Source organism: Curvibacter soli (assembly GCF_029211125.1).
Taxonomy (GTDB): Bacteria; Pseudomonadota; Gammaproteobacteria; order Burkholderiales; family Burkholderiaceae_C; genus Curvibacter_A; species Curvibacter_A soli.
In genome coordinates this window covers 88,719-112,759 of the sequence record NZ_JARGEN010000043.1, presented here as the reverse complement: position 1 = coordinate 112,759, position 24,041 = coordinate 88,719, and the positions used below count along the sequence as shown (strand labels likewise).

Genomic DNA, 24,041 nt, shown 5'->3' with positions numbered 1-24,041 from the left:
CCTGTGGGGCTGTCAGGCGAGCGTCGTTGCGCAAAAAAGGGATGCCGCCCCAAGCCTGACGGGCCAGTCGGCAGCCCGCTGCAACGCTCCTTGGGGGGAGGGGCGATTTTAGCGGCTCACGCCTGCGCCAGCCGACTCCAGCGCCTGGCTGGTGCGCGCGAGCGGCGGCGGCGGGCTACTGCCCGCAAGGAGGAGCAACGCCGCATGGCGCGCTCACCCACGAGGTGAACGCCATCGAAGCCGGCAACGCTTGCTTTCCTGCGGCCTGGCAAGGGATACAAAGCGGTCAACTGCCGTTTCCAGGGTTATTCCTGCAACTCGACTTTCGCCTTGACGGCGATGCGCTTCCACTGTGCGATCTCCTCGGCCTGGAAGCGCCGCATTTCCTCGGCGCCGCCATCCATGGTTTCCGCGCCGAGGCGGGCGTAGAACTCGCGCGTCTCGGGCAGGCGTTCGATCTGCGCGAGCAGGCTGGCAAGCTTCTCGGTTTCGGCCTTCGGCGTCTTGGCCGACACGGCGGCGCCCACCCACACCGAGGCGGTGAAGCCCGGCAGGCCCAGTTCCGCCGCCGTGGGCAGGTCGGGCAGCGCGGGCGAACGCTTGTCGGCAGCGATGGCCAGCGCGCGCAGCCGTCCGCCTTTGACCAGTTCGAAGGCCGCCGTGATGTCGGCGAATGACAGGTCCACGGTGCTGGCGGCCACGGCGGTGAGCGCCTCGGCCGCGCTCTTGAACGGGACGTGGCGCGTATCGACGTACGCCATGTCGTTGAACAACTCGGCCATGAGCTGGTAGCCCGCCGAGCCTGCGCCGTAATTGAGCTTGCCGGGCTGCGCGCGGGCCGCCGCGACGAGCCCGTCCAACGATGCGTAGGGCGACGCCGGCGGCACCACGAGCACGGCGGGCGCGCGCATCATCATCGTGAGCGGCGACAGTTCGGTCTGCGGGTCGTACGGCAGGCGCTTGAACAGCGCCACGTTGACAGCCAGCGTGGAATTGCTGCCGACGAACACGGTGTAGCCATCGGCGGGCGCCGCCAGCACTTGCTTGACGGCGATGAAGCCGTTGGCACCGGGGCGGTTCTCCACCACCACGGGCTGGCCCGTGAGTTGCTGCAGCTTGCGGCCGAAATAGCGCGCCGAGGTGTCGGTGCCGCTGCCGGGACCGAACGGCACGATGAACTTGATGGGGCGCGACGGGAAGCCGCCATCGGCCGCAGTTGCAGGCCCGGCGGCGCCCATGGCGGCCAATCCAGCAGCGGCCAGCACAAGCAGATGGCGGCGCGCGGGGCGCCAGAGGGTATGCGGTAATGCCACGTTTCTGTTTCCTTGGGTTTTGGTGGTCTGGAGCCGCGGCAGTCTCAGCCTGCCGCAGCCGGCATATATCAGTGTTCCTGCAGCGTGCGCACGAACTCGGTCAGCGTGGGCAGCCCCTCGGCCAGCACGGCCCGGCCAATCAGCGGGTGCCAGTGCGATTCCGACCCGTGCGCCATGCGCCATTCGTGCAGCCGGCGCGTGTAGAGCTGCAGGTCGTATTCCTCGGTCACGCCGATAGCGCCGTGCACCGCATGGGCGATGGATGCCGCCAGCACCACGGCCTCGCTCGCGCGCGCCTTGGCCACGGCAGCGGACAGCAGCGCGGGCGCGTTCAAGCGGTGGGCGAAGGCCGACTCGGCGGCCATGCGCGCGGCGGCCACGTGCTCGGCCATGATGCTCAACTGGTGCTGGATGGCCTGGAACTTGCCGATCGAGCGGCCGAACTGCGTGCGGTCGTTGCCGTAGGCGAGCGTGATCTCGAACGTGCGCGACAGCGCCCCCGCGAGCAGCGCCGCGTGCAGCGCTGCGCCGAAGGCCGTGCAGGCGTCGCCCGGGCGCTCGAAGCGCTGCGGCTGCGCACCGGCGGGCCAGTGCAGGTGGGCGCGTGTGTCGTGGTGGATGCCGGTGGCCTCGCGCCGGGCCTGCGCGGCGTCGAACAGCCAGAGGCTTTCGCCGTCGTCGGCCAGCACGTGGCCGGCCTGCAAGCCGTGCGGCACCAGCGGTGCCTGCCAGCCGCCAGCCGTATGCCGCAGCGCGGGCGCGAGCGTGACGATGCCCGCAGGCACCGCGCCCGCGGGCAGCAGCGCCCGCGCCACGATGGCCTGCCCCACGGGCAGCGGCACGGCGTAGCGCCCGAGCAGGGCGAACACGGGAAATGCCTCGGCCAGCGTCAGCCCCGCGCCGCCCGCGTCCTCGGGCGCGAGCAATTCGAGGAAGCCCGCGTCGGCAATGGCCGACCACAGCGCGCCGGGCTGGCCGCCAGCCTCAATGGCGCGCACCACGGCGGGCGTGCAGTGGTCACGCAGGATGTCTTCTAGTGCTTCGGTGAACATGTTGGATGCGTCCCCTTTGTTAGCGCAGCCCGAGCCCGCGCGCGATCATTCCACGCAGGATTTCGCGCGTACCGCCGCGCAGCGAGAACGTGGGCGCGACCTGGCTCACATAGGCCACGGTGCGCAGCAATTCGGCGTCGGGCAGCGCGGCGGGGTCGGCGGCCACGGCGTCCTCGATGAAGGCCGGAATGCTCTGTTCGAACTCGGTGCCGATGTCCTTCACCAGCGCGGCCTCGACGATGGGGCTCTCGCCGCGCGTCAGCTTGGCCGTGACGGCGATCGACATCTGCCGCAGCGTGGCCAGGTGCGTGGCGTAGCGCCCGATGGCCGTTGCATAGGCGTCGGCCTTGCCGCTGGCGCGCAGGCAGGCGATCCAGTGGTCGAGCAGCACGATGCTCGAATAGATGCGTTCGGGCCCGCTGCGCTCGAACGCGAGCTCGGCGTTGACCTGCATCCAGCCGTCGCCTTCGTTGCCGATGAGCGCGTCGTCGGCGAGCGCTACGTCGTCGAAGAACACTTCCGAGAAATGCGCGTCACCGGTCAGGTCGGTGATGGGCCGCACCGTCACGCCGGGCAGCGCGAGGTCGATGACGAACTGCGACAGGCCCTTGTGCCGGTCCTCGGGCACGCCGCAGGAGCGCACCAGCGCGATCATGTACTGGCAGCGGTGGGCGTTGGTGGTCCAGATCTTGCGCCCGTTCAGGCGCCAGCCGCCGCCTTCTTTGCGCGTAGCGCGCGTGCCCACGCTGGCAAGGTCGGAGCCCGCGTTGGGCTCGCTCATGCCAATGCAGAAGAAGGCTTCGCCACGGCAGATGCGCGGCAGGTAGAAGGCGCGCTGCGCGTCGTTGCCGAACTTGTTGATGAGCGGGCCGCTCTGGCGGTCGGCAATCCAGTGCGCCGACACCGGCGCGCCCACGGCCAGCAGTTCCTCCACCAGCACGAAGCGCGAGAAGGCGTCCATCTCTGCGCCGCCGAACGCTTTGGGCAGCGTGACGCCGACCCAACCCTGGGCCGCGAGCTTGCGGCTGAAATCGGCGTCGAAGCCCATCCACGAGCGCGCCCGGCGCTCGGGCGGCAACGGGGGTTTCAGCGCATGCAGTTCGCGCGCGAGAAAGGCGCGGATCTGGGCACGGAACGCTTCGGCCTGCGGCGTGAGCGCGGCGGGCTGCAATTGGTCCAGCAGGTTCGCCATTGCGTTCATACTCCGATGGTGTACCCGCCATTGGCGAAGAGATGCTGCCCGGTCACGTAGGCGGCCCCTTCCGACAGCAGGAAGGCCACGGGCCGCGCAACCTCCTCCGGCGCGGCCCAGCGCCCCAGCGGAATCTGCGCGAGGTAGGTGTCGCGGAACTTCTCGCTGCGGATGGTTTCGGTCATCGGCGTTTCCACCACGCCGAAGCCGACCGTGTTGACGCGGATGTTGTACTTGGCCCATTCGCGCGCCGCGCACATGGTCAGGCCCAGCACGCCGGCCTTGGCCGCGCCGTAGTTGATCTGGCCGATGGTGCCGCGCCGCCCGGCGTCGGACGAAATATTGACGATGGAGCCGCTGATCTTCTCGCCGGCCTTGGCGCGCGCCAGCAAATGGCGGCCCACGGCCTGCAGGAAGTAGAACGCGCCCGAGAGGTGCACGTCGATGACCTGCTGCCAGGCGTCGAGGCCCATCTTGTCGATCATCGCGGTGCGCGTGATGCCGGCGTTGTTGACCAGCCCTTCGACGCCGCCAAACGCGCCCACCCCGGCATCGACGGCCTGTTGGGCCACGGCGGGGTCGGCCACGCTGCCGGCCACGGTGGCGCAGTTGGCGGCGCCAAGCGCCTCGCGCAGCGCGGCCAGGCCCTCGGGGTTGAGATCGACCGCGACGACGCGGCCGCCCAGTTCCACGATGGTGGTGGCAATGGCGCGGCCAATACCCTGGCCCGCGCCGGTAACGATGACGTTCCTGCCATCGAGGCGGAACACGGAAGATGCGGTGGCGGCATTCATGGGTTGTCTCTCCTTACAGGGTTTCCTCGGTGCCGAGCACCAGCGTGGCTTGGCTCGACAGTTCGCCGCCGTTGCCGTGCGCAAGCGCGAGCCTGGCGACCGGCACCTGCCGTTCGCCCGCCATGCCGGCGAGTTGTTGCGCGGCCTCGACCATCGTGAACAGCCCGTACATGCCGGGGTGCACGCACGACAGGCCACCGCCATTGGTGTTGACAGGCAACTGGCCGCCCGGCGCGATGCGCCCGCCCTCGACGAAGGCGCCGCCTTCGCCCTTCTTGCAGAAGCCGAGGTCCTCGAGGAACAGGATGGTGTTGATGGTGAAGGCGTCGTACAGCTCCACCACGTCGAAGTCGGCGGGCGTGACGCCGGCCTGCGCCATCGCGCGCGGACCGGAGAGCGACGCGGCGGTGACGGTGAGGTTGGGCATGTTGGTGATGTCGCGGTGCCAGGCCGCCGCCGCGCCGCCGAGGAGGTAGGCCGGGCACCGGGCAAGGTCGCGGGCGCGGTCGGCGCGCGTCATCACCACGGCGGCAGCGCCGTCGGTCACCAGGCAGCAGTCGCGCACCGAGAGCGGGTCGGCCACCATGCGGGCGCGCAGGTAGTCCTCCATCGTCAGCGGGTCGCGCATGAAGGCGTCGGGGTTGCGCTGCGCCCACTGCCGCGCGGCCAGCGCCACGGCGCCGAGCTGCTCGCGCTTCAGTCCGTATTCGTGCATGTAGCGCGAGGTGGCGAGCGCATAGGCCCCCGCGGGGCGCAGCAGCTTGAACGGGGCTTCGTACGGCGGCGGGCGCATGGAACTGACCAGCCCGCCCGCCGCGCTGCGCTGGTTGCTGCCGTAGGCGATCAACGCCACGTCGCACAGGCCGGCGTCGAGCGCGAGCGCGGCCCAGATCGCGTGCGTGAGGAACGACGAGCCACCCGTGCGGTTGTTGTCGGTGATGCGCGGCGAGATGCCCAGGTATTCGGTGAATGTCAGGCCCGAGAGAAAGTCGTCGGGCAGGCCGATGAACAATCCGTCCACGTCACTCGGCTTCAAGCCCGCCTGCTGCAGCGCGCGCGTGCTGGCGGCCACGGCCAGGTCCATCGAACTGCGGCCTGGCGCCTCGCCGATGCCGTAAGTGGCCGAAGCCACGATGGCGGTCTTGCCGCGCGGGAAATGTTCGCGGCTGCTCATTGCGCGGCCTGCGGGTCGAACACTACGACGGGCTTGTCGCCCTCGGTGGTGATGCGCGCGCGCACGGCCATGCCGATGGTCACGGCCTCGGGCGCCACGCCTTCCACCCGGCTCATCATGCGCGGCCCCTCGACCAGCGTGACCAGCGCCACGTTGTAGGGTGCCTGCGGCGGCTTGGGGCGAATCACCGTGGTGGCATGGACCGTGCCGCGACCCGAGGCCGGCACCCATTGCAGGTCGCGCGCGCCGGTGCGCGGCGCGGCCACGCGCGGGTAGAACACGTATTCGCCGCTCGATGCGGAACGCTGGATCATGAAGCGCCCTTCGGCCAGGAACTGGAAGTATTCCCGCTCGGGCTGAGGCTCGGTTTGAAGGGGGTCGGTCATGCTTTCTGCTCCGAAGGCCATTGGTACAAGGGCGGCTCCTTGGCGATGAAGCGGCGTGCCGCTTCCTGGTGGAACGCGCTTTCGCGGCACAGCGACTGCGCCAGCGCCTCCTGCGCGTAGACATCGCGCCGATCGGACTCGAACGCATGGTTCATGACCGACTTGACGATGCCGATGGCGCCCGCGGGCGCGCTGTGGAAGCGCGCGGCGAGTTCGAGCGCGGCCTCGCGCACGCCGCCCTGCCCGACCACCCGGTGAACGATGCCGAGCGCCTGCGCCTCCTGCGCGCCGACCACGCGGGCGGAAAACGCCAGCTCCTTGGCTCGCGACAGGCCCACCACGCGCGGCAGCAGGTACATGGCGCCCAGGTCTGGCACGTAGCCGATGCGGCTGAACACGCAGCAGAACGTGGCACCGGGTGCGGCGAGCACGAAGTCCGCCGCCAGCGCAAACGACAGCCCGGCGCCGAAGGCCGTGCCCTCGACGGCGGCGATGACGGGCTTTTCCATGTCCACCAGTTCGTCGAACCAGCGGTGCATGGCGCGGATGCGCTCGCGACCCTCGAACATGTCGCGCGCGCCGCCGGATGCCGGCGTGGCCATGCCCTTGATGTCGCCGCCGGCGCAGAAATGCCCGCCCGCGCCGGTGAGCACGATGGCGCGCACCGCGGGGTCGTCGCGCAGCGCGGGGATGGCTTCGGCCAGTTCCTGCCGCATGGCAAGGTCGAGCGCGTTGCGCGCCTCGGGCCGGTTGAGCGTGAGTATGGCCGTGGCGCCCAGGTGCTGTACGTCTATGGCGGACATATATCCCCTCAGTATCTGATCTGCACGAGCCAGAGCGCGACCAGCGCGGGGCGCTCGGCGCCAACGACCCGCACCTCAGCCTTCCAGGTGCAGCGCGCCTCGCCGGGGCCCAGGTCGTCAACCTTTTCGAGCGTGAAGCTGCCGCGCACCGGCGACCCGCTGGGCACCGGGCCGGTGAAGCGCACGCGATCGAGGCCGTAGTTCACCGCCATCTTGCGGTTCGGGAAGCTGAAGCAGGTGTTGTAGCTGGCCGGCAGCAGCGACAGCGTGAGGAAACCGTGGGCGATGGTGGTCTTGTACGGCGACTCGGCGGCGGCGCGCACCGGGTCTACGTGGATCCATTGATGGTCGCCGGTCACGTCGGCGAAGCCGTTGATGGTCGGCTGGTCGATCACGATGGCTTCGCTCGTGACGCTTTGGCCGACGAAGGCGCGCAGCGCGTCCAGGGAGTCGAACGCAACCATGTTCAATCGGCCTTCACGCCGAGCTTCTTGGCCAGAGGCACCCAGATGCTGCGCTCGCGCGCCATGAAAGCGCCGAACTGCTCGGGCGTGCCGGGCATGGGCTGGGCGCCGATGTTGCGCAGCTTTTCCACCACCTCGGGGCGCTGGAGGGCCTCGTTGATGGCCTTGTTGAGTACCTCGATGGCGGGTTTGGGCGTGCCGGTGCGCGCCACCACGCCGAACCAGGCGCTTGCCTCCAGGCCCTTGTGGCCCAGCTCGTCGAGTGTGGGCACGTCGGGCAGTTGCGGGAAGCGCGCGCTGTCGAGAATCGCCAGCGGCACGATGCGCCCGGCCTTGGCCTGCTGCATGCTCGACGGCAAGGCGTCGAACATGATGTCGATGTTGCCGCCCATCATGTCGGTGATGGCCGGCGCGCTGCCCTTGTAGGGCACGTGCGAGACCTTGAGGCCGAGCTTGCCGGCAGCGTATTCGCCAGCCAGATGGGTGATGTTGCCGCTGCTGGCCGAGCCCATGGTGAAGCCGTTGGGGTGTTTCTTGCCGAGCTCTATCAGGCCCGCCAGATTGGTGGCGCCCAGGTCCTTGCGCGTGACCAGCAGCAGCGGCGACTTGCCCATGCCCGAGACGGGCACGAAGTCCTTCTCGGGGTCGTACGGCATCTTCGGGTAGATGGCGGCGTTGATGACCATCGGCGCGTTGGAGCCGACGAAGAACGTGGCGCCGTCGGCGTCGGCGCGCAGCGCCGCTTCGGCCGCGATCATGCCCGCCGCGCCGCCCCGGTTGTCGATGACGATGGGCGTGCCGAGGATGCCGGCGGCCTCCTGCGCGACGATGCGCGTGATCTGGTCGGCCGCGCCGCCGGCCGGGTAGGGCACGACGAACTTGATCGGCCCGCGCGTCTGCGCGAGGGCCGCGTGCGGCGCCGCGGCTGCGGCCAACGCGGCGAAGGCCGCTGCGGCGATGCTGCGCAGGAACATCTGACGTTGCATGGTGGCTTGTCTCCGTAGTGGTGGGGAAGGAAAAACGTCCGGCGCGCGGGCCCTGCTCAGACCACGCCCTTGCTGCGCAGCGCAGCGATGCGTTCAGGCGAAAGGCCGAGCTTTGCGGCCAGCACGGCGTCGGTGTGCTCGCCGAGCGTGGGCGCGGCGCGGACGTATTCGATGGGCGTGTCCGAGAAGCGGATCGGGTTGGCCACGGCGGGCGCCTGCACGCCCGTGCCATGCGGCAGCGACAACTGCATGCCGCGGTGGCGCACCTGCGGGTCCTCGAACACCTGCTGCATGTTGTTGATGGGTCCGCAGGGCACGTTGGCGGCCTCCATCAGATCCACCCACTCGGCCATCGTGCGCTTGAGCATCTCCTGCGCGATTTCGGGAATCAGCGCGGCGCGGTTGCGGTTGCGGTCGCCGGGCGTGGCATAGCGTGGGTCGACGGCGAGGTCGTCGCGCCCGAGCACCCTGCAGAGCGCGCGGTACTGGCCGTCGTTGCCGACGGCCACGATCACGTCGCCTTCCTTGCAGCGGAACACCTGGTAGGGCACCATGTTCGAGTGCGCATTGCCCATGCGCTGGGGGATGCGGCCCGAGAGGAAGTAGTTGATGGCCTGGTAGGAGCTGACCGTCACCACGGAGTCGAGCAGCGACATGTCGATGTACTGCCCGCGCCCGCTCACATGGCGGTGCTCCAGCGCGGCGAGGATGGCCGTGGTGGCGTACATGCCCGTGAGCAGGTCGGTGATGGCGATGCCGACCTTCATCGGCTCGTCGCCGGGCGTGCCGGGCGGCTGGCCGGTGATGCTCATCAGCCCGCCCATGCCCTGGAACACGAAGTCGTAGCCCGGCAGCGCGGCGTAGGGCCCGCTCTGGCCGAAGCCCGTGATCGAGCAGTAGACGATGCGCGGGTTGACGGCCTTCAGGCTCTCGTAGTCGAGCCCGTAGCGCGCCAGCGTGCCGACCTTGTAGTTCTCCACCACCACGTCGGCGTCGCGCGCGAGGTCGCGGATGATCTGCTGCCCCTCGGGCGTGGCGAGATCGACGGTGACCGACTGCTTGCCGCGGTTGGCGCTCAGGAAGTACGAGGAATCGCGGGTTTCGCGGCCTTGTGCATCCTTGAGGAACGGAGGCCCCCAGGCGCGCGTGTCGTCGCCCCCCTGCGGGCGTTCGATCTTGATGACCTCTGCACCCATGTCCGCGAGGATTTGCGTGGACCAGGGGCCCGCGAGCACACGGGTGAGATCGAGCACCTTGATGTGCCCCAGCGCGGATTGCATGGCGAAGGTTCCTTCTTGTCTCCCTCCATGCCAGACCCGTCCGGTCGGCATGGCGACGATTGACGAGTGTAAAAAGCGGAACCACCAATGTCCAATATTAAAAATATAACGCCTGATATTCATTCGGTATCGATTGGCGGCGTTCCTTCCCTGCTCCCTGCTCCCTGCTCCCTGCTCCCTGTCCCCTGTCCCCTGTCCCCTGTCCCCTGTCCCCTGTCCCCTGTCCCCTGTCCCCTGTCCCCTGTCCCCTGTCCCCTGTCCCCCTTCTCTGAAATTGAAGCCAAATGAAGCCATCTTCCAAGAATAGAATGTTGGCCGTGTATGGCGATATCGATTTTCGATATTGATTTGCAACCCACGATACCGCTAGTGCAGTGTTCGATGCTTGGCGGCACCAATAAAAGCGATGCGTCAAAAGGCGCGGTTTTATGTGCTGCTTGGCGTTGAACACTGCACTAGGGTTCGGCCCCATCCCCTCACCCATCCCCTCACCCATAGTCAATCCCAAGGAGAGCCTCATGGCCGATTTCCTCATCTGCGAACAGCGTGGCCACGTGGTCACGCTGACCCTGAACCAGCCCGAAAAGCGCAACCCCCTGACCGGCAACACGGCAGTGCCCGAACTGCTTGCCGCCATTGACCGCATCGCCGCCGACGCCAGCGTGCGCGCCGTGGTGATCACGGGCGCGGGCCCGGCGTTCTCGTCGGGCGGCGACATCAAGGCGATGCAGCACCAGTCCTCGGGCGCCGTGAGCGGCCTGCAGATCCGCCAGGACTACCGCGCCGGCATCCAGCGCCTGCCGCTGGCGCTGTTCAACCTCGAAGTGCCGGTGATCGCCGCCGTCAACGGCCCGGCGATCGGCGCGGGGCTGGACGTGGCCTGCATGTGCGACATCCGCATCGCCTCGGAGCAGGCGAAGTTCGCCGAGAGCTTCGTCAAGGTCGGCATCATTCCCGGTGACGGCGGCGCCTGGCTGCTGCCGCGCATCATCGGCCTCTCGCGCGCGGCCGAGCTCTCGTTCACCGGCCAGACCATCGACGCGCAGACCGCGCTGGCCTGGAACCTCGTCTCGCGCGTGGTGCCGCATGCCGAGCTGCTGCCCGCGGCCTACGAACTGGCCGAACGCATCGCGGTCAACCCGCCGCATGCCGTGCGGCTGACCAAGCGCCTGTTGCGCGAGGCCCTGCACACGCGGCTGGACACGCTGCTCGAACTCTCGGCCACGTTCCAGGCGCTGTCGCACCAGACCGCCGACCACCGGGAAGCCGTGGCTGCCTTCCTCGAAAAGCGTCCGCCCCAGTTCAATGGCGGCTGAAACCGGCGCGCGCGACGCTGGCGACGTGCCGCCACGCATGCCGGCGATGGACCTGCGCCGCATCCGCCACTTCGTGGTGCTGGCCGAAACGCTGAACTTCCGCCGCGCCGCGGAGCGGCTGTCCATGGCGCAGCCGCCGCTGTCCGTCTCCATCCAGAAGCTGGAGGGCGAGCTGGGCGTCAAGCTGTTCGAGCGCCTGCCCGCCGGCGTGGAGCTCACGCCCAGCGGCCGCGCCGTGCTGCCCGAGGCGCGGCGGCTGCTGTTCCACAACGAACAGCTATTCGAGCTGGCCTCCGGCGCCGCCGCGGGCACGAGCGGCACGCTGAACGTGGGCTTCGTCGGTTCGAGCACCTTCGGCATGCTGCAGAAGCTCGTGCCGCTGTTCCGCAGCGAATACCCTGGCGTGGAGCTGACGCTGCGCGAGGCCACCTCCGCGCGCATCGTGCAGATGGTCGAGGGCGACGAACTCGACGTCGGCATCGTGCGCACACCGCTGCTGCAGGGCACGCGCTGCCGCCTGCTGCCACTCACGCGCGAATCGTTCGTCGCCGCGCTGCCGCGCGGCAACCCGCTGGCGCGCAAGGCGGAGCTGCGGCTGGAGGAGCTCGCCAACGAGCCGTTCGTGATGTACACGCGCACCGACGCCGCCGGCCTGCACAGCGCGGCCATGCTGGCCTGCCAGGAGCGCGGCTTCATGCCGCACATCGCGCAGGAGGCCACGCAGGTGCAGACCGTGCTGTCGCTGATCGAGACCGGCCTGGGCGTGGCGCTGGTGCCCGAGATCATGCAGCGCTTCACGAGCCCCAAGCTCGTCTTCCGCGCCGTGACGGACATGCCGGCCAGCGCCGCCATCGGCATGGCACTGGCCTGCCGGTCCGACCGCGAGAGCGGCGCGGCGCAGCGTTTCAGGGCGCTCGCGGTGCGAGAGCTGAGTCAGTGATGATGGTGGCCGTGCGCGCCATGCGCGTGGCCGTGCACGATTTCTTCCTCGGTCGCGGCGCGCACGTCCAGCACGCGCAGCGCGAACCGCAGCGTCTTGCCGGCCCAGGGGTGGTTGCCGTCGAGCAGCACCTGCTCGCCCTTGATCTTCACCACATGGAACAATTGCTCGCGCCCGTCGTCTAGGCGCCCCTGCAACTGGCCGCCGACCTTCACGCCGGGCGGGAAGTCGCGCCGGGCGATGGTGCGCAGCAGTGATGCGTCGCGCTCGCCGAAGCCGTCGGTGGGCACGAGCGTGAGCGCGGCCTGGTAGCCGGGTTCCTGGCCTTCGAGCGCTGCCTCGATCTTCGGCAGCGCGCCGCCGTAGCCGCCATGCAGGTAAGACATGGGTTCGCGGGCTTCCTCGACAAGCCTGCCCGCGCTGTCCGTCACCTTGTAGCGCAGGGTGACGACGGTGTTGTGCTGAATCTTCATGGGGTGACATTGTCCCCAACCTGGCGCAGCCCGCGCAGCGCGCGAGACTTGCTGCCGTTTCCAGGTTCAAGCCAAATCGGCCTCCAGTGCTTATTCCACCAGCGGTGGAAGCTATCAAAAATAGAGCAATCAACCGAGTGCAGTGTTCGATGCTTGGCGGCACCAATAAAAGCGATGCGTTGTGGCGCAGGGCAAGGCGCAAACCACGGCGATAGCCGTCGCAACCGTCGCAACGTCGCTATCGCGAGGATTTGCAACGCCGCCATGCGGCAAAAGGCGCGGTTTCATGTGCTGCTTGGCGTTGAACACTGCACTAGAAACGCCGCATGGCGCGCCGAGCGCGGTTCACCCGGTGCGAAGAGCGCCGCCAGCGACACATGAAGCCCGGCAGCAGCGAAGGCCGCGGAGCAGGCCATGCCTGCAGACACGCCGCAGAGCCGGCCTTGCCGGGCCGCTGGCGGCGCCCCCTGGAGGGGCGAGGCACTCCACGCGAAGTGGGAGGGCGGCGGGGGTGGGTCGTTTACCCGCGCGCCAGGCGCTCGCTCTTCCAGTACACGTCGTCGCCGCCGTCCATGCGGTTGAGCACGCGCGCCAGCACGAACAGCAGGTCCGACAGGCGGTTCAGGTAGCGGCGCGGCGCATCGCGCAGCGGCTCGGCCTGCCCCAGCGCCACCACCGCGCGTTCGGCGCGGCGCGCCACGGTGCGGCACACATGGGCCTGGGCCGCGGCGCGCGTGCCCGCGGGCAGGATGAACTCGGCCAGGCGCGGCAGTTGCGCGTTGTGGTGTGCGAGCGCCTCGTCGAGCCGCGCCAGTGCCTCGGGCTTGAGCATCTCGTGGCCGGGGATCGACAGCTCGCCGCCGAGGTTGAAGAGCTGGTGCTGCACTTCCACCAGCAGCGCACACACCTCTTCGGGCAGCGGCTCGCACAGCAGCAGGCCGATGTGGGAGTTCAGTTCGTCCACGTCGCCCATGGCGTGCGGGCGCGCGCTGTGCTTGGACACGCGCGTGCCGTCGCCCAGGCCCGTGGTGCCGTCGTCGCCGGTGCGGGTGGCGATCTGCGTGAGGCGGTTGCCCATGGTGCTTGCTCTCCTGCGGATGTCAGGCGGCCATTGTACCGCGCCGCGAGGCGCTCAGCGCCACCGTGGCGCGGTGGCCGCAGCGGCGCAGCGGCGCGGACCGAGAACACGCCTGCGATCTCGGCGCCTGCCCGCAGGGCGCGCTGACGCACATATACTCCCCATATGGCTTGCCTCCAGCGCAATGTTTATGCGCGCAATGGATGGATACTCCCCATTACCAGGGAATCGGGCGGCTACTTGGCGAACAGTTGCCCCAGGTCCTTGAAGGACTTGAACTCCAGCGCGTTGCCGCACGGGTCCAGCAGGAACATGGTGGCTTGCTCGCCAACCAGACCCTCGAAGCGGATGCCGGGCTCCAGCACGAAGCGGATGCCGTGCGCGCGCAGCCGCTCGGCCAGCGCGTGCCACTGGCCCCATTCCAGCACCACGCCGAAGTGCGGCACCGGCACGTCGTGGCCGTCCACGGGGCTGAACGCCTGCGCGGCCTGCTGGAGCGCGCTCTGCGCCTGGTAGTGGATGACGAGCTGGTGGCCGAAGAAGTCGAAATCGACCCAGTGCGGGCTGCTGCGGCCTTCGGCGCAGCCGAAGACCTCGCCGTAGAAGCGCCGTGCAGCGTCGAGGTCGCAGACGGGGACTGCAAGGTGGAATGGGGTCAGTGGCATGGGGCTTCCTGCAAGAAGAAACGGCGACGTGGCGTGCCGGCACCGCATTGTCCGATGCCGCGCGCCGCGCGCCTGCGGCCCGCGCGTGCTCGCCTCCACGCCGGCCCACAACACTGCGCCGCGCTCAGTGCGGCACTTCGGCGGGCTCGGAAGAGGCCACCACCGCGCGCGGCCTGCGGATCAGCAGCAGCAGCGGGATGGACAGCAGCGTGATGAGCATCATGATGTGGAAGTCGCCCAGGTAGCCGATCATGGCTGCCTGGCGGTCCACCTCTGCGTTGAGCAGCGCCAGCGCCGCCGCGCCGTTGTCGAGCGAGAACTGCGGCGGCAGCAGCGCGAGCCCCCGGTTGTCCGGCCCCACGAGCGCCGCGAGGTTGGCGTGCGCTGCATTGGTGCCGCGCGTGAGCAGCGCCTGCACGACGGAGATGCCGACGCTGCTGCCGATGTTGCGCAGCAGGCTGAACACCGGCGTGCCCTTGTGCCGCAGCGCGGGCGCCAGCGTGGCGAACGCCGCGGTCGAGAGCGGCACGAAGGTGAAGCCGATGCCCAGCCCCTGCAGGAAGCCCGAGAACACGATCAGCGAGCTGTCGACCTGCAGCGTGAGGCGCGTCATCTGCCACAGCGAGAAGCTCGTGAGGCTGAAGCCCAGCGCCATGATGACGCGCACGTCCACGGTCTGCACGATGCGGCCCACGGCGATCATCGCGATCATGGTGCCCACGCCGCGCGGCGCCGTGACCAGCCCCGTGTAGACCACCGGGTAGCCCATGAGGCTCTGCAGGAAGGTGGGCAGCAGCGCCATGGTGGCGAACAGGATCATGCCCACGATGAAGGCAAACAGCAGGCCGGTGACGAAGTTGCGGTCCTTGAGCAGCGCGCGGTCGAAGAACGACACGCCCTGCACGGTGGCCGTGTGGGCGACGAAGAACGCGAAGGAGACGAGCGCGGCGGCGGCCTCCAGGCGGATCTCCCATGAATCGAACCAGTCGAGCTGCTCGCCCCGGTCGAGGAACATCTGCAGCATGCCGATGGCCAGGCTCAGCGTGACGAAACCGAAAATGTCGAGCCGCTCCTTCTGCGGGCGGCTCTCGGGCAGGTAGCGCGCGATGCCCCAGAACGCCAGCAGTCCCACGGGCAGGTTGATGAAGAACACCCAGCGCCAGTTGAGGTTGTCGGTGAGCCAGCCACCCAAGAGCGGCCCGAGGATGGGCCCGACCATGATGCCCGCGCCCCAGATGGCCATGGCCTGGCCGACCTTCTCGCGCGGGTTCACGTCGAGCAGCACGGCCTGCGACAGCGGCACCAGCGCGGCGCCGAACAGCCCTTGCAGCAGCCGCGCGCCCACGATGCCCACCAGCGAAGTGGCCAGCCCGCACAGCGCCGAGGTGGCCGTGAAGCCCAGCACCGAGACGATGAAGACCCGGCGGCGCCCCCACTGGCCGCAGAGCCAGCCGGTGAGCGGCAGCATGATGGCCGCAGCCACGATGTAGGAGGTCAGCACCCAGGTGATCTGGTCCTGCGACGCCTGCAGGCTGCCCTGCATGTGCGGCAGCGCCACGTTGGCGATGGTGGTGTCCAGCGCCTGGATGATGGTGGCGAGCATCACCGACACGGTGATCATGCCGCGGTGCGGCGCGGCCTGCTGCGGCGCCGCCTCGACGGCGGGGGCGTTCACCGCGCGATCTCCGCGCGCCACGCAAGCAGGCCCTGGCGCGCCTTGCCCAGCAGCGCGGTGAGCTGGCTGCGCTCCGCCGCGCTCAGGCACGCCAGGGCGCGCGCCTGCACCGCGTCGCCCAGCGCCAGCGCCTCGTCGATCGCGTCCTCGGCGGGCGGCTGCGCGCGCACCCATTTCGCGCGCCGGTCGTGCGGCGACGGCTCGCGGCGGAGCCAGCCCGCAGCCTCCATGCGGTCGCACAGCGTCGCCACCGCCATCGCGCTCAGGTCCAGGCGCTGCGCCAGTTCGGCCTGCGACAGCGGCTGCGGCCCGTCGTGCCTGGACAGCGCGCCCAGCAGCCGCAACTGCGCGCGCGTCAGACCCATGCGTTCGCGCGCCAGGCGGTCGAACTGCTCGCCGTACAGCTTGGCGACGTCGTTGACCAGGAAGCCGAAACGGCGCGAGAAATCTCTTTTCATCATCGCGTAGATTGTAAATATGCTTATCAATTCTGGGCTTGCGCAAACCAGGCTGGGCCAGCCGTTGCGCCCAAAGGACGGGCGTCTCGCCGGAACCCCGTCTTGCGGGAGTCGTGACTTGATTGGCGGCGGCGCTGCCCGGCGGCGGGCCCGCCGCGCAAGCATTTGTTTCCAAGGCAATGCGCATGTCAGCGCGGCAACACCCGGCAAAAGTGCTTGGCCGCAGCCGGCGGGTCGGGTTGCAATGCTCCGGTGTTCAACCTGGAAACGGCAGTTGACCGCTTCGTATCCCTTGTCAGGCCGCATGAAATCGAGCGTTGCCGGCTTCGATGGGGTTCACCTCGTGGGTGAGAGCGCTATGCACCTGCCAGCACCGCGCTCGGCGCGCCATGCGGCGTTGCTCCTCCTTGCGGGCAGTAGCCCGCCGCGTCGTCGCGCCTTGCCTGGCCCCCCGATCACGGCACCGGCAGGCGCATCCAACTGCCGGTTCCAGGTTCAACGCATCCCATGGAAACCGCCCATGACCTCCCGCCGCCGCCTGCACGACTTCGACGCGCGCAGCGTGATCCTGTTCGCCAGCCTCACGCTGGGCGCCGTAGCCCAGGCGCAGACCTTCGGCCCAGGCCCCGCGCCGCGCCAAGGCACTGCTGCCACTGCCACTGCCACTACCGTGGCCTTCGACCGCGCCGACACCGACAAGGACGGCAAGCTCAGCCACCGCGAGGCCGGGGCCCTGCCCGCCGTGGCGCAGATGTTCGACCGCATCGACACCGACCATGACGGCGCCATCTCGCGCGCCGAATTCGAGCGGGGCGTGAAGACCTCCAGCCCCAGCCCCTGACGGGGGCCGTGCACGCGCGGCGTAAACTTGGCGCCCCCATTGCCGCAGACATTGCCCATGAACGCCCCTGCCGACCCTGCCCACTTGGTACCCGAAGTCCGGCAGCGCCCCGTGCCGCAGGCGCTGCTCGACGCGCTGCACGAGCGCTTCGGCGGCGCGCAGCTCTCCACCGTGCAGGCCGTGCGCGAGCAGCATGGCCGCGACGAATCGCCCTTCGCCGTGCCGCCGCCCGCCGCCGTGGTGTTTGCCGAAAGCACGCCGGACGTGGTCGACGCCGTGCGGCTGGCCGCGCAATACGCGGTGCCCGTGATCCCCTACGGCGCGGGCTCGTCCATCGAGGGCCAGTTGCTTGCCGTGCAGGGCGGCATCAGCATCGACATGGGCCGCATGAACAAGATCGTCTCGCTCGCCGCGGACGACCTCATGGTCACCGTGCAGCCGGGCATGACGCGCAAGCAGCTCAACGAGGAGATCAAGCACAGCGGGCTGTTCTTCCCGATCGACCCCGGCGCCGACGCCTCCATCGGCGGCATGGCGGCCACGCGCGCCAGCGGCACCAACGCCGTGCGCTACGGCACCATGCGCGACAACGTGCTGGCGCTCGAAGTGGTGACCGCCAGCGGCGAGACGATCCGCACCGGCACGCGCGCGAGGAAGAGCAGCGCGGGCTACGACCTCACGCGCCTGTTCGTGGGCAGCGAGGGCACGCTGGGCGTCACCACCGAGGTCACGCTGCGCCTGTACCCGCTGCCAGAAGCGGTGTCCGCCGCTGTCTGCTCGTTTCCTGACATCGGCGCTGCCGTGCGCACCGTCATCGAGACCATCCAGCTCGGCGTGCCGATCGCGCGCGTGGAACTGCTGGACGCCAGCACCGTGCGCATGGTCAACGCGCATTCGCACCTGGGCCTGCGCGAGGAGCCGATGCTGCTGATGGAATTCCATGGCACGCCCGCTGGCGTGCAGGAGCAGGCGCGCGCCGTGCAGGACATCGCCGCCGAACATGGCGTGAACGTCAAGGAAGGCGCCTTCGCGTGGGCCACCACGCCCGAGGAGCGCACGCGGCTGTGGGCGGCGCGGCACAACGCCTACTTCGCCGGCGTGCAGTCGCGCCCCGGCTGCCGCGCCGTGACCACCGACGTGTGCGTGCCGATCTCCGCGCTGGCCGAGGCGGTGCTGGCCGCCGTGGAGGAAGCCAACGCCGCCGGCCTGCCCTACTTCCTGGTCGGCCACGTGGGCGACGGCAACTTCCACATGGGCTACCTGATCGACCCCGACTCCGGGCAGGAACGCGCCACCGCCGAGACGCTGAACCACCGCCTGGTGGCGCACGCGCTGCGCCTGGGCGGCACCTGCACCGGCGAACACGGCATCGGCCTGCACAAGATGGGCTTCCTGGTGGAAGAAGCCGGCGCGGGCGCGGTGGCGGTGATGCGCACGATCAAGCGCGCGCTCGACCCGCTGAACATCATGAACCCGGGCAAGATTTTCGCGCTGTGAACGTGGCGCGCACCATCGATTTCATCTGCCGCCCACGGGTAACCTGGAAACGGCAGTTGGATGCGCCTGCCGGTGCCGTGATCGGAGTGCCAGGCAAGACCGGGCGACGCGGCGGGCTTGCTGCCCGCAAGGAGGAGCAACGCCGCATGGCGCGCCGAGCGCGGTGCTGGCAGGTGCATGGCGCCCTCACCCACGAGGTGAACGCCATCGAAGCCGTCAACGCTCGATTGCCTGCGGCCTGGCAAGGGATGCAAAGCGGTCAACTGCTGTTTCCAGGGTAAAGCGCCAGGGCCATTTTTCCTGAATTGCCACCCTGCAAGGCATGGGTGGCGTTGGGCGCGCGGCCCCACCACACCCTCATCCGCCCCGCGCGCACCGATACCGTTCCCCCTGCACCACCCGCGTGACGCCGCCCGGGCCGGTGCGCTCCAATTTGCACCATTTGGTCAAACAAGAATCCGGGGAATCTCGCAACCCTTTGATTCATAACAGGATTCACAACTGGCACGCCACATGCTTTTTGACCTGCGTCAGAGCATGCGGCGGGCTGGCCCGCCGCCCGTTGCTCCCCCACCCCATCGTCTGGAGAAACCACACCATGAAAGTCGGCGTCTTCATCCCCATCGGCAACAACGGCTGGCTGCTGTCGGAGAACGCACCGCAGTACAAGCCCACGTTCGCGCTCAACAAGGAAATCACCCTCAAGGCCGAGCACTACGGCCTGGACTTCGCGTTGTCCATGATCAAGCTGCGCGGCTTCGGCGGCAAGACGGAGTTCTGGGACCACAACCTCGAATCGTTCACGCTCATGTCGGGGCTGGCCGCCGTCACCAGCAAGATCAAATTGTTCGCCACCGCCGCCTCGCTGGTGATGCCGCCGGCCATCGTGGCGCGCATGGCCTCCACCATCGACAGCATCTCGGGCGGGCGCTTCGGGCTGAACCTGGTCACGGGCTGGCAGCGGCCCGAGTATTCGCAGATGGGCCTGTGGCCCGGCGACCAGTTCTTCGCCACGCGCTACCAGTACCTGAGCGAATACATCCAGGTGCTGCGAGACCTCTGGGGCCAGGGCCGCAGCGACTTCCGGGGCGTGCACTTCAAGATGGACGACTGCCGCCTGAGCCCGCGCCCGCAGGCCGACATGAAGGTCATCTGCGCCGGCCAGAGCGACGCGGGCATGGAGTTCTCCGCCAAGTACGCCGACTACAACTTCTGCTTCGGCAAGGGCGTGAACACGCCCACGGCCTTCGCCCCGGCGGCGCAGAAGCTGATCGAGGCAACGCGCAAGACCGGCCGCCACGTGACGACCTACGTGCTCATCATGGTGATCGCCGACGAAACCGACGCGGCCGCCCTGGCCAAGTGGGAGCGCTACAAGGCCGGCGCCGACACCGAGGCCATCGCCTGGATGGCCACGCAGGGTGCGGCGGACACGAAATCCGGCACCGACACCAATGTCCGCCAGATGACGGACCCGACCTCGCCGTCCGCGGTGAACATCAACATGGGCACGCTCGTGGGCTCCTACGCCAGCGTGGCGCGCATGCTCGACGAGATGGCCGCAGTGCCGGGCACCGAGGGCGTGCTGCTCACCTTCGACGACTTCGTGCAGGGCGTGGAAGCCTTCGGCGAGCGCATCCAGCCGCTCATGAAGAGCCGTGTCGACGCCGACACGCCGGTGCCGAGCCGCGCGCGGGCCGAAGCGCTTGCCGCATGAAAGGGCCCGCGCCATGACGACCCACGGCGCCAAGACGAACGCCACCCTCATCTCCACCACGCCCGTGGGCGTGCCCACGCCGCCGGGCGGCCCCGCACCGCTGGTACTGCCTGCGCGGCCCGAGCCGCTGGCCTTGCACGGCGGCAACACCGCCCTGGTGGTGGTGGACATGCAGAACGCCTACGCCACGCTCGGCGGCTACGTGGACACCGCGGGCTTCGACATCTCGGGCGCGCAGGCCACCATCGCGGGCATCGTGCGCGCCATCGAGGCCGCGCGCAAGGCGGGCATCCTGGTCGTGTTCCTGCAAAACGGCTGGGACGCGCAGTACGTGGAGGCGGGCGGCCCCGGCTCACCCAACTGGTACAAGTCCAACGCGCTGAAGACCATGCGCCGGCAGCCCGAACTGCAGGGCAGGTTCCTGGCCAAGGGCGGCTGGGACTACGCGCTGATCGACGCCATGCAGCCCCAGCCCGGCGACATCGTGGTGCCCAAGACGCGCTACAGCGGCTTCTTCAACAGCACGCTGCATTCCACCCTGGCCGCGCGCGGCATCCGCAACCTGGTGTTCACCGGCATCGCCACCAACGTGTGCGTGGAATCGACGCTGCGCGACGCCTTCCACCTCGAATACTTCGGCGTCGTGCTCGAAGACGCCACGCACGAGCTCGGCGGCCCGGCGATCCAGCAGGCGGCCCTCTACAACATCGAAACCTTCTTCGGCTGGGTGTCGAGCGTCGATGCGTTCTGCACCACCGTGGCCTGACGTTTTCTTCCACCCTGCCCCCCACAGGAGCTTCCCCATGCCCAAGCAAGCCATCATCCCGCCCGGCACCGGCGTGCCGCTCGCCCCCTACGTGCCCGGCACGCTGGCCGACGGCATCCTCTACGTCTCGGGCACGCTGCCGTTCGACAAGGACAACAACGTGGTCCACGCGGGCGATGCCAGCGCGCAGACCCGCCACGTGCTGGAAACCATCCGGGGCGTGGTCGAGGCCGCCGGCGGCACCATGGACGACGTGACTTTCAACCACATCTTCGTGAAGGACTTTGCCGACTACCCGAAGGTCAACGCCGTCTACGCCGAGTTCTTTCCCGGCGTGAAGCCCGCGCGCTATTGCATCGAGGCCAACCTGGTCAAGCCCGACGCGCTGGTGGAAATCGCCTCCATCGCCCACATCGGCAAGAAGTAGACGCACTCCGCGCGACAAGGCCCCGACGATGGCAGCGACGACACTGGCTTTCGACATCTACGGCCCTCCCGAGGCGGCGCACACCGTGCTGCTGTCCTCGGGCCTGGGCGGCAGCGCGGGTTTCTGGAAGCCCCAGATCCCCGCCCTGGCCGAAGTCGGCCTGCGCGTCATCGCCTACGACCAGCGCGGCACCGGGCGCAGCCCCGGCCTGCTGCCATCGCCCTACAGCATCGACCACATGGCGCAGGACGTGGCCGAAATCCTCGACGCCACGCACACCGCGCGCTGCCACCTCGTCGGCCATGCGCTCGGCGGCCTGGTCGGACTGCAACTCGCGCTCGATGCGCCCGAGCGCATCGCCAGCCTCGCGCTGGTCAACGCCTGGTCCATGCCCAACCCGCATTCGGCGCGCTGCTTCGACACGCGGCTTTCCCTGCTCGGCCTGGGCGGCCAGCGCGGCGTGCGCGCCTATGTGGAAGCGCAGCCCATCTTCCTCTACCCCGCCGCCTGGTGCGCCGCCCACGCGCAGCACGTGGCCGACGAGGTGCGCCATGCCTTCGCGCACTTCCCCGGCGAGGCCACGATGCGTTCACGCATCGCCGCGCTGCGCGCCTTCGACGTGGACGCGCGCCTGGGCGACATCGCCGCGCCCACGCTGGTGATGACCGCGATGGACGACACGCTGGTGCCCTGGACCATGTCGCAGCGGCTCGCGCAGCGCCTGCCCAACGCCGCGCTGGAGCGCGTGCCGCACGGCGGCCACGCCCACAGCGTGACCGAGGCCGAGCCTTTCAACCAGGCGCTGCTGGCCTTCCTGGCCGTGCAGGCCAAGACCGTCGCGCGCCCATGAGCAGCGCCGTGGAGCCGCGCCGCGCCGCGCTGGCCAAGCGCGATTTCCGCGACGCCATGGCGCGCATCGGCGCGGCGGTGCACGTCGTCACCACCGACGGGCCCGGCGGCCGCGCGGGCTTCACCGCATCGGCCGTGTGCAGCGTGAGCGACGAGCCGCCCACGCTGCTGGTGTGCCTGAACCGCGCCGCCTCGGTCTACCCCGCGTTCGCGGCCAACGAGGCGCTGTGCGTGAACGCGCTGGGCGCGCACCAGCAGGCGCTCGCCGACCTGTTCGGCGGCAGGACGCCGATGGACGAGCGCTTCGCCGCCGGCCGCTGGGCCACGGGCCTGGGCGGCGCGCCCGTGCTGCTGGACGCCGCCGCGTCGTTCGACTGCCGCATCGCGCAGCGCAGCGTGGTCGGCACGCACGAGGTGATGTTCTGCGCGGTGCTCGCCGTCACCGTGGGCGAGGCCGCCCATGCGCTGGTGTACTTCGAGCGGCGCTACCACGCTCTGCCCACGGCGATGCGCTGACCGCGTGCGCCGCCAGTGCACGGCACATATACTTTCATATATGTCCGGGTCGCCCGCGGCGGCCCGCCTTCCGCCAGGAGGCTCCATGTCGCAAGTCACGCTTTATCTGGACGATGAAACCGACGCCCTCATGCGTGCCCAGGCGCAGGCCGCGGGCGTATCCGACAGCCGCTGGGTAGCGGACCTGATCCGCGATGCCGCCGAGCAGCGCTGGCCCGCGCAGGTGATCGGGCTGGCCGGCAGCTTTGCCGACTTTCCGCTGCGCGAGGATGCACCGCCGCCCGCCGCCGACGTGTCCAGGGCCGGGTTCTGATGCTGGCACTCGACGCCAACACCATCAGCTACTACTTCCGCGGCGACCCGCAGGTCGCGCCCCGCCGGCAGGCGCTCGACACGCTGCTGCGGCCCTGCGCATCCTGCCGTTCGACGCGGCCGGCGCGCATGAAGCCGCGGCCATCCGCGCCGAACTGGAATCGCGCGGCCTGCCCATCGGCCCGCACGATGTGTTGATCGCCGGCACGGTACGCGCCCATGGCGCGACATTGGTGACGCGCAACGAGCGCGAGTTCTCGCGCGTGCCGGCCCTCCAGTGGGTGAACTGGCACGCGCACTGACCGCGAGGCTTCCAGGTTCATACCGGACCGCCATCGGCCTGCGCGGCGATGCCGTCGAGCACGATGCGCTGCACGTTCTCCACCGTCTGCTCGAAGAACGCCGGGTCGTCGAGCGTGCGGCCCGTCAGCGCCTGCACCTGCACCGCGAAGTCGGCGTAGTGCTGGGTGGTGGCCCAGAGCGCGAACACCAGGTGGTGCGGCTCCACGGGCGCGAGCCGGCCATCGGCCACCCAGGCGCGGATGACCTCCGACTTGTGATCCACCAGGTCGCGCAGCTCGCGCGCCAGTTCGTCGCGCAGCAGCGGCGCGCCCTGGATCATCTCCAGGCAGAACAGGCGCGAGGCGTCGGGCCGGTCGCGCGAGATGACGAGCTTGGCGCGGATGTAGGCGGCGATCGCCGCGCGCGGGTCCTGTTCGGCGCTGAAGCTGCGCAGCGGCGCCAGCCACACTTCCAGCAGGTCGCGCAGCACGCTCACGTACAGCTCCTCCTTGTTGGCGAAGTAGTACAGCAGGTTGCTCTTGGATACCGCCGCGCGCGCGGCCACCTGGTCCACCGTGGTGCCATGCAGGCCGTAGCGCGAGAACAGCCCCAGCGCCGCGCCCAGGATGGCGCTGCGCTTGTCCTCCACCTGGCGCACACGGCGCCCCGCCGCCGGGCCGCGCGCGGCCCGGCGGGCCGGGGCGGCGGCAAGGGCCTTGTCCTTCTTCTTTCCGGCCAGGGTCTTGCGGGCGATCGGGGCGGGCATGGGGATGCTTCCTTTGCGT

At 69.4% G+C, this 24,041-nt stretch carries 29 protein-coding genes and 1 riboswitch; of the genes, 13 read left to right on the top strand and 16 right to left on the bottom strand.

The window, feature by feature from the left end; genetic code table 11:
- Positions 1-11: 11 nt before the first annotated feature.
- Positions 12-98: riboswitch (S-adenosyl-L-homocysteine riboswitch) on the bottom strand.
- Positions 99-305: 207 nt separating this feature from the next.
- The 10 genes from PY257_RS10605 to PY257_RS10560 form a co-directional block, all read right to left on the bottom strand.
- Positions 306-1,238: a Bug family tripartite tricarboxylate transporter substrate binding protein gene (locus PY257_RS10605; RefSeq protein ID WP_275741576.1), complete on the bottom strand. Its 933-nt coding sequence runs from the start codon at positions 1,236-1,238 to the stop codon at positions 306-308.
- Between the two features lie 143 nt (positions 1,239-1,381).
- Positions 1,382-2,365: an acyl-CoA dehydrogenase family protein gene (locus tag PY257_RS10600; RefSeq protein ID WP_275741526.1), complete on the bottom strand. Its 984-nt coding sequence runs from the start codon at positions 2,363-2,365 to the stop codon at positions 1,382-1,384.
- A 19-nt stretch (positions 2,366-2,384) separates the two neighbouring features.
- The gene (locus tag PY257_RS10595) at positions 2,385-3,557 is read right to left on the bottom strand and encodes an acyl-CoA dehydrogenase family protein (RefSeq protein ID WP_275741524.1); all 1,173 of its coding nucleotides are present in this window, start codon (positions 3,555-3,557) and stop codon (positions 2,385-2,387) included.
- A gap of 5 nt (positions 3,558-3,562) precedes the next feature.
- Positions 3,563-4,351, bottom strand: a complete 789-nt coding sequence (locus PY257_RS10590) for an SDR family NAD(P)-dependent oxidoreductase (protein WP_275741522.1) — start codon at positions 4,349-4,351, stop codon at positions 3,563-3,565.
- 13 nt (positions 4,352-4,364) lie between these two features.
- The gene (locus PY257_RS10585; RefSeq protein WP_275741519.1) at positions 4,365-5,525 is read right to left on the bottom strand and encodes a thiolase; all 1,161 of its coding nucleotides are present in this window, start codon (positions 5,523-5,525) and stop codon (positions 4,365-4,367) included.
- A complete protein-coding gene (locus tag PY257_RS10580) occupies positions 5,522-5,911 on the bottom strand; it encodes a Zn-ribbon domain-containing OB-fold protein (RefSeq protein WP_275741516.1) in 390 nt (129 codons plus the stop codon). Before PY257_RS10580 ends, PY257_RS10585 begins: the two co-directional genes overlap by 4 nt.
- Positions 5,908-6,714: an enoyl-CoA hydratase/isomerase family protein gene (locus tag PY257_RS10575; protein ID WP_275741514.1), complete on the bottom strand. Its 807-nt coding sequence runs from the start codon at positions 6,712-6,714 to the stop codon at positions 5,908-5,910. Before PY257_RS10575 ends, PY257_RS10580 begins: the two co-directional genes overlap by 4 nt.
- Before the next feature lie 8 nt (positions 6,715-6,722).
- Positions 6,723-7,178: a MaoC family dehydratase gene (locus PY257_RS10570; protein ID WP_275741512.1), complete on the bottom strand. Its 456-nt coding sequence runs from the start codon at positions 7,176-7,178 to the stop codon at positions 6,723-6,725.
- A 2-nt stretch (positions 7,179-7,180) separates the two neighbouring features.
- Positions 7,181-8,164 carry a Bug family tripartite tricarboxylate transporter substrate binding protein gene (locus PY257_RS10565; RefSeq protein WP_275741510.1) on the bottom strand — a complete coding sequence of 328 codons (984 nt, stop codon included), beginning with the start codon at positions 8,162-8,164 and terminating at the stop codon, positions 7,181-7,183.
- Between the two features lie 56 nt (positions 8,165-8,220).
- Positions 8,221-9,444: a CaiB/BaiF CoA transferase family protein gene (locus tag PY257_RS10560; RefSeq protein ID WP_275741508.1), complete on the bottom strand. Its 1,224-nt coding sequence runs from the start codon at positions 9,442-9,444 to the stop codon at positions 8,221-8,223.
- Positions 9,445-9,962: 518 nt separating this feature from the next.
- On the opposite strand from PY257_RS10560, the gene PY257_RS10555 reads away from it, so the two are divergent.
- Together PY257_RS10555 and PY257_RS10550 are read left to right on the top strand one after the other, a co-directional pair.
- Entirely contained in the window at positions 9,963-10,760 is a 798-nt protein-coding gene (locus tag PY257_RS10555) for a crotonase/enoyl-CoA hydratase family protein (RefSeq protein WP_275741507.1), read from the top strand.
- Positions 10,750-11,700: a LysR family transcriptional regulator gene (locus PY257_RS10550; protein ID WP_275741505.1), complete on the top strand. Its 951-nt coding sequence runs from the start codon at positions 10,750-10,752 to the stop codon at positions 11,698-11,700. Before PY257_RS10555 ends, PY257_RS10550 begins: the two co-directional genes overlap by 11 nt.
- Here the strand turns inward: PY257_RS10550 and PY257_RS10545 are convergent.
- From PY257_RS10545 to PY257_RS10525, 5 genes are all read right to left on the bottom strand, one after another.
- Complete coding sequence (locus PY257_RS10545; RefSeq protein WP_275741503.1) at positions 11,694-12,173, bottom strand: FKBP-type peptidyl-prolyl cis-trans isomerase; 480 nt, start codon at positions 12,171-12,173, stop codon at positions 11,694-11,696. The genes PY257_RS10550 and PY257_RS10545 overlap by 7 nt on opposite strands.
- Positions 12,174-12,693: 520 nt before the next feature.
- Positions 12,694-13,251, bottom strand: a complete 558-nt coding sequence (locus PY257_RS10540) for a cob(I)yrinic acid a,c-diamide adenosyltransferase (protein WP_275741501.1) — start codon at positions 13,249-13,251, stop codon at positions 12,694-12,696.
- A gap of 236 nt (positions 13,252-13,487) precedes the next feature.
- A complete protein-coding gene (locus tag PY257_RS10535; RefSeq protein WP_275741499.1) occupies positions 13,488-13,916 on the bottom strand; it encodes a VOC family protein in 429 nt (142 codons plus the stop codon).
- 124 nt (positions 13,917-14,040) lie between these two features.
- Positions 14,041-15,537, bottom strand: a complete 1,497-nt coding sequence (locus tag PY257_RS10530; protein WP_275741574.1) for a DHA2 family efflux MFS transporter permease subunit — start codon at positions 15,535-15,537, stop codon at positions 14,041-14,043.
- Between the two features lie 50 nt (positions 15,538-15,587).
- Complete coding sequence (locus PY257_RS10525) at positions 15,588-16,052, bottom strand: MarR family winged helix-turn-helix transcriptional regulator (protein ID WP_275741497.1); 465 nt, start codon at positions 16,050-16,052, stop codon at positions 15,588-15,590.
- Between the two features lie 517 nt (positions 16,053-16,569).
- On the opposite strand from PY257_RS10525, the gene PY257_RS10520 reads away from it, so the two are divergent.
- The 11 genes from PY257_RS10520 (at position 16,570) to PY257_RS10470 (ending at position 23,276) form a co-directional block, all read left to right on the top strand.
- Positions 16,570-16,890 carry an EF-hand domain-containing protein gene (locus PY257_RS10520; RefSeq protein WP_275741495.1) on the top strand — a complete coding sequence of 107 codons (321 nt, stop codon included), beginning with the start codon at positions 16,570-16,572 and terminating at the stop codon, positions 16,888-16,890.
- Between the two features lie 57 nt (positions 16,891-16,947).
- On the top strand, positions 16,948-18,387 hold the full coding sequence (locus PY257_RS10515; RefSeq protein ID WP_275741493.1) for an FAD-binding oxidoreductase: 1,440 nt from the start codon (positions 16,948-16,950) through the stop codon (positions 18,385-18,387).
- Between the two features lie 2 nt (positions 18,388-18,389).
- Positions 18,390-18,668: a hypothetical protein gene (locus tag PY257_RS10510; RefSeq protein WP_275741491.1), complete on the top strand. Its 279-nt coding sequence runs from the start codon at positions 18,390-18,392 to the stop codon at positions 18,666-18,668.
- A 317-nt stretch (positions 18,669-18,985) separates the two neighbouring features.
- Positions 18,986-20,104 (top strand): pyrimidine utilization protein A, encoded by a 1,119-nt coding sequence (gene rutA, locus PY257_RS10505; protein ID WP_275741489.1) that lies wholly within the window; start codon positions 18,986-18,988, stop codon positions 20,102-20,104.
- Positions 20,105-20,117: 13 nt separating this feature from the next.
- Complete coding sequence (gene rutB / locus PY257_RS10500) at positions 20,118-20,870, top strand: pyrimidine utilization protein B (RefSeq protein WP_275741487.1); 753 nt, start codon at positions 20,118-20,120, stop codon at positions 20,868-20,870.
- 37 nt (positions 20,871-20,907) lie between these two features.
- Positions 20,908-21,297: a pyrimidine utilization protein C gene (gene rutC / locus PY257_RS10495; protein ID WP_275741485.1), complete on the top strand. Its 390-nt coding sequence runs from the start codon at positions 20,908-20,910 to the stop codon at positions 21,295-21,297.
- 28 nt (positions 21,298-21,325) lie between these two features.
- Positions 21,326-22,147 carry a pyrimidine utilization protein D gene (gene rutD, locus PY257_RS10490; RefSeq protein WP_275741483.1) on the top strand — a complete coding sequence of 274 codons (822 nt, stop codon included), beginning with the start codon at positions 21,326-21,328 and terminating at the stop codon, positions 22,145-22,147.
- Complete coding sequence (locus PY257_RS10485) at positions 22,144-22,662, top strand: flavin reductase (protein WP_275741481.1); 519 nt, start codon at positions 22,144-22,146, stop codon at positions 22,660-22,662. The genes rutD and PY257_RS10485 overlap by 4 nt, the downstream gene beginning before the upstream one ends.
- An 85-nt stretch (positions 22,663-22,747) precedes the next feature.
- Entirely contained in the window at positions 22,748-22,975 is a 228-nt protein-coding gene (locus PY257_RS10480; RefSeq protein WP_275741479.1) for a ribbon-helix-helix domain-containing protein, read from the top strand.
- Positions 22,975-23,172, top strand: a complete 198-nt coding sequence (locus tag PY257_RS10475; protein WP_275741581.1) for a hypothetical protein — start codon at positions 22,975-22,977, stop codon at positions 23,170-23,172. Before PY257_RS10480 ends, PY257_RS10475 begins: the two co-directional genes overlap by 1 nt.
- A complete protein-coding gene (locus PY257_RS10470) occupies positions 23,079-23,276 on the top strand; it encodes a PIN domain-containing protein (protein ID WP_275741572.1) in 198 nt (65 codons plus the stop codon). Before PY257_RS10475 ends, PY257_RS10470 begins: the two co-directional genes overlap by 94 nt.
- 17 nt (positions 23,277-23,293) lie before the next feature.
- On the opposite strand, the gene rutR is transcribed toward PY257_RS10470, so the two are convergent.
- The gene (rutR, locus tag PY257_RS10465) at positions 23,294-24,022 is read right to left on the bottom strand and encodes an HTH-type transcriptional regulator RutR (RefSeq protein ID WP_275741477.1); all 729 of its coding nucleotides are present in this window, start codon (positions 24,020-24,022) and stop codon (positions 23,294-23,296) included.
- Positions 24,023-24,041 lie beyond the last annotated feature (19 nt).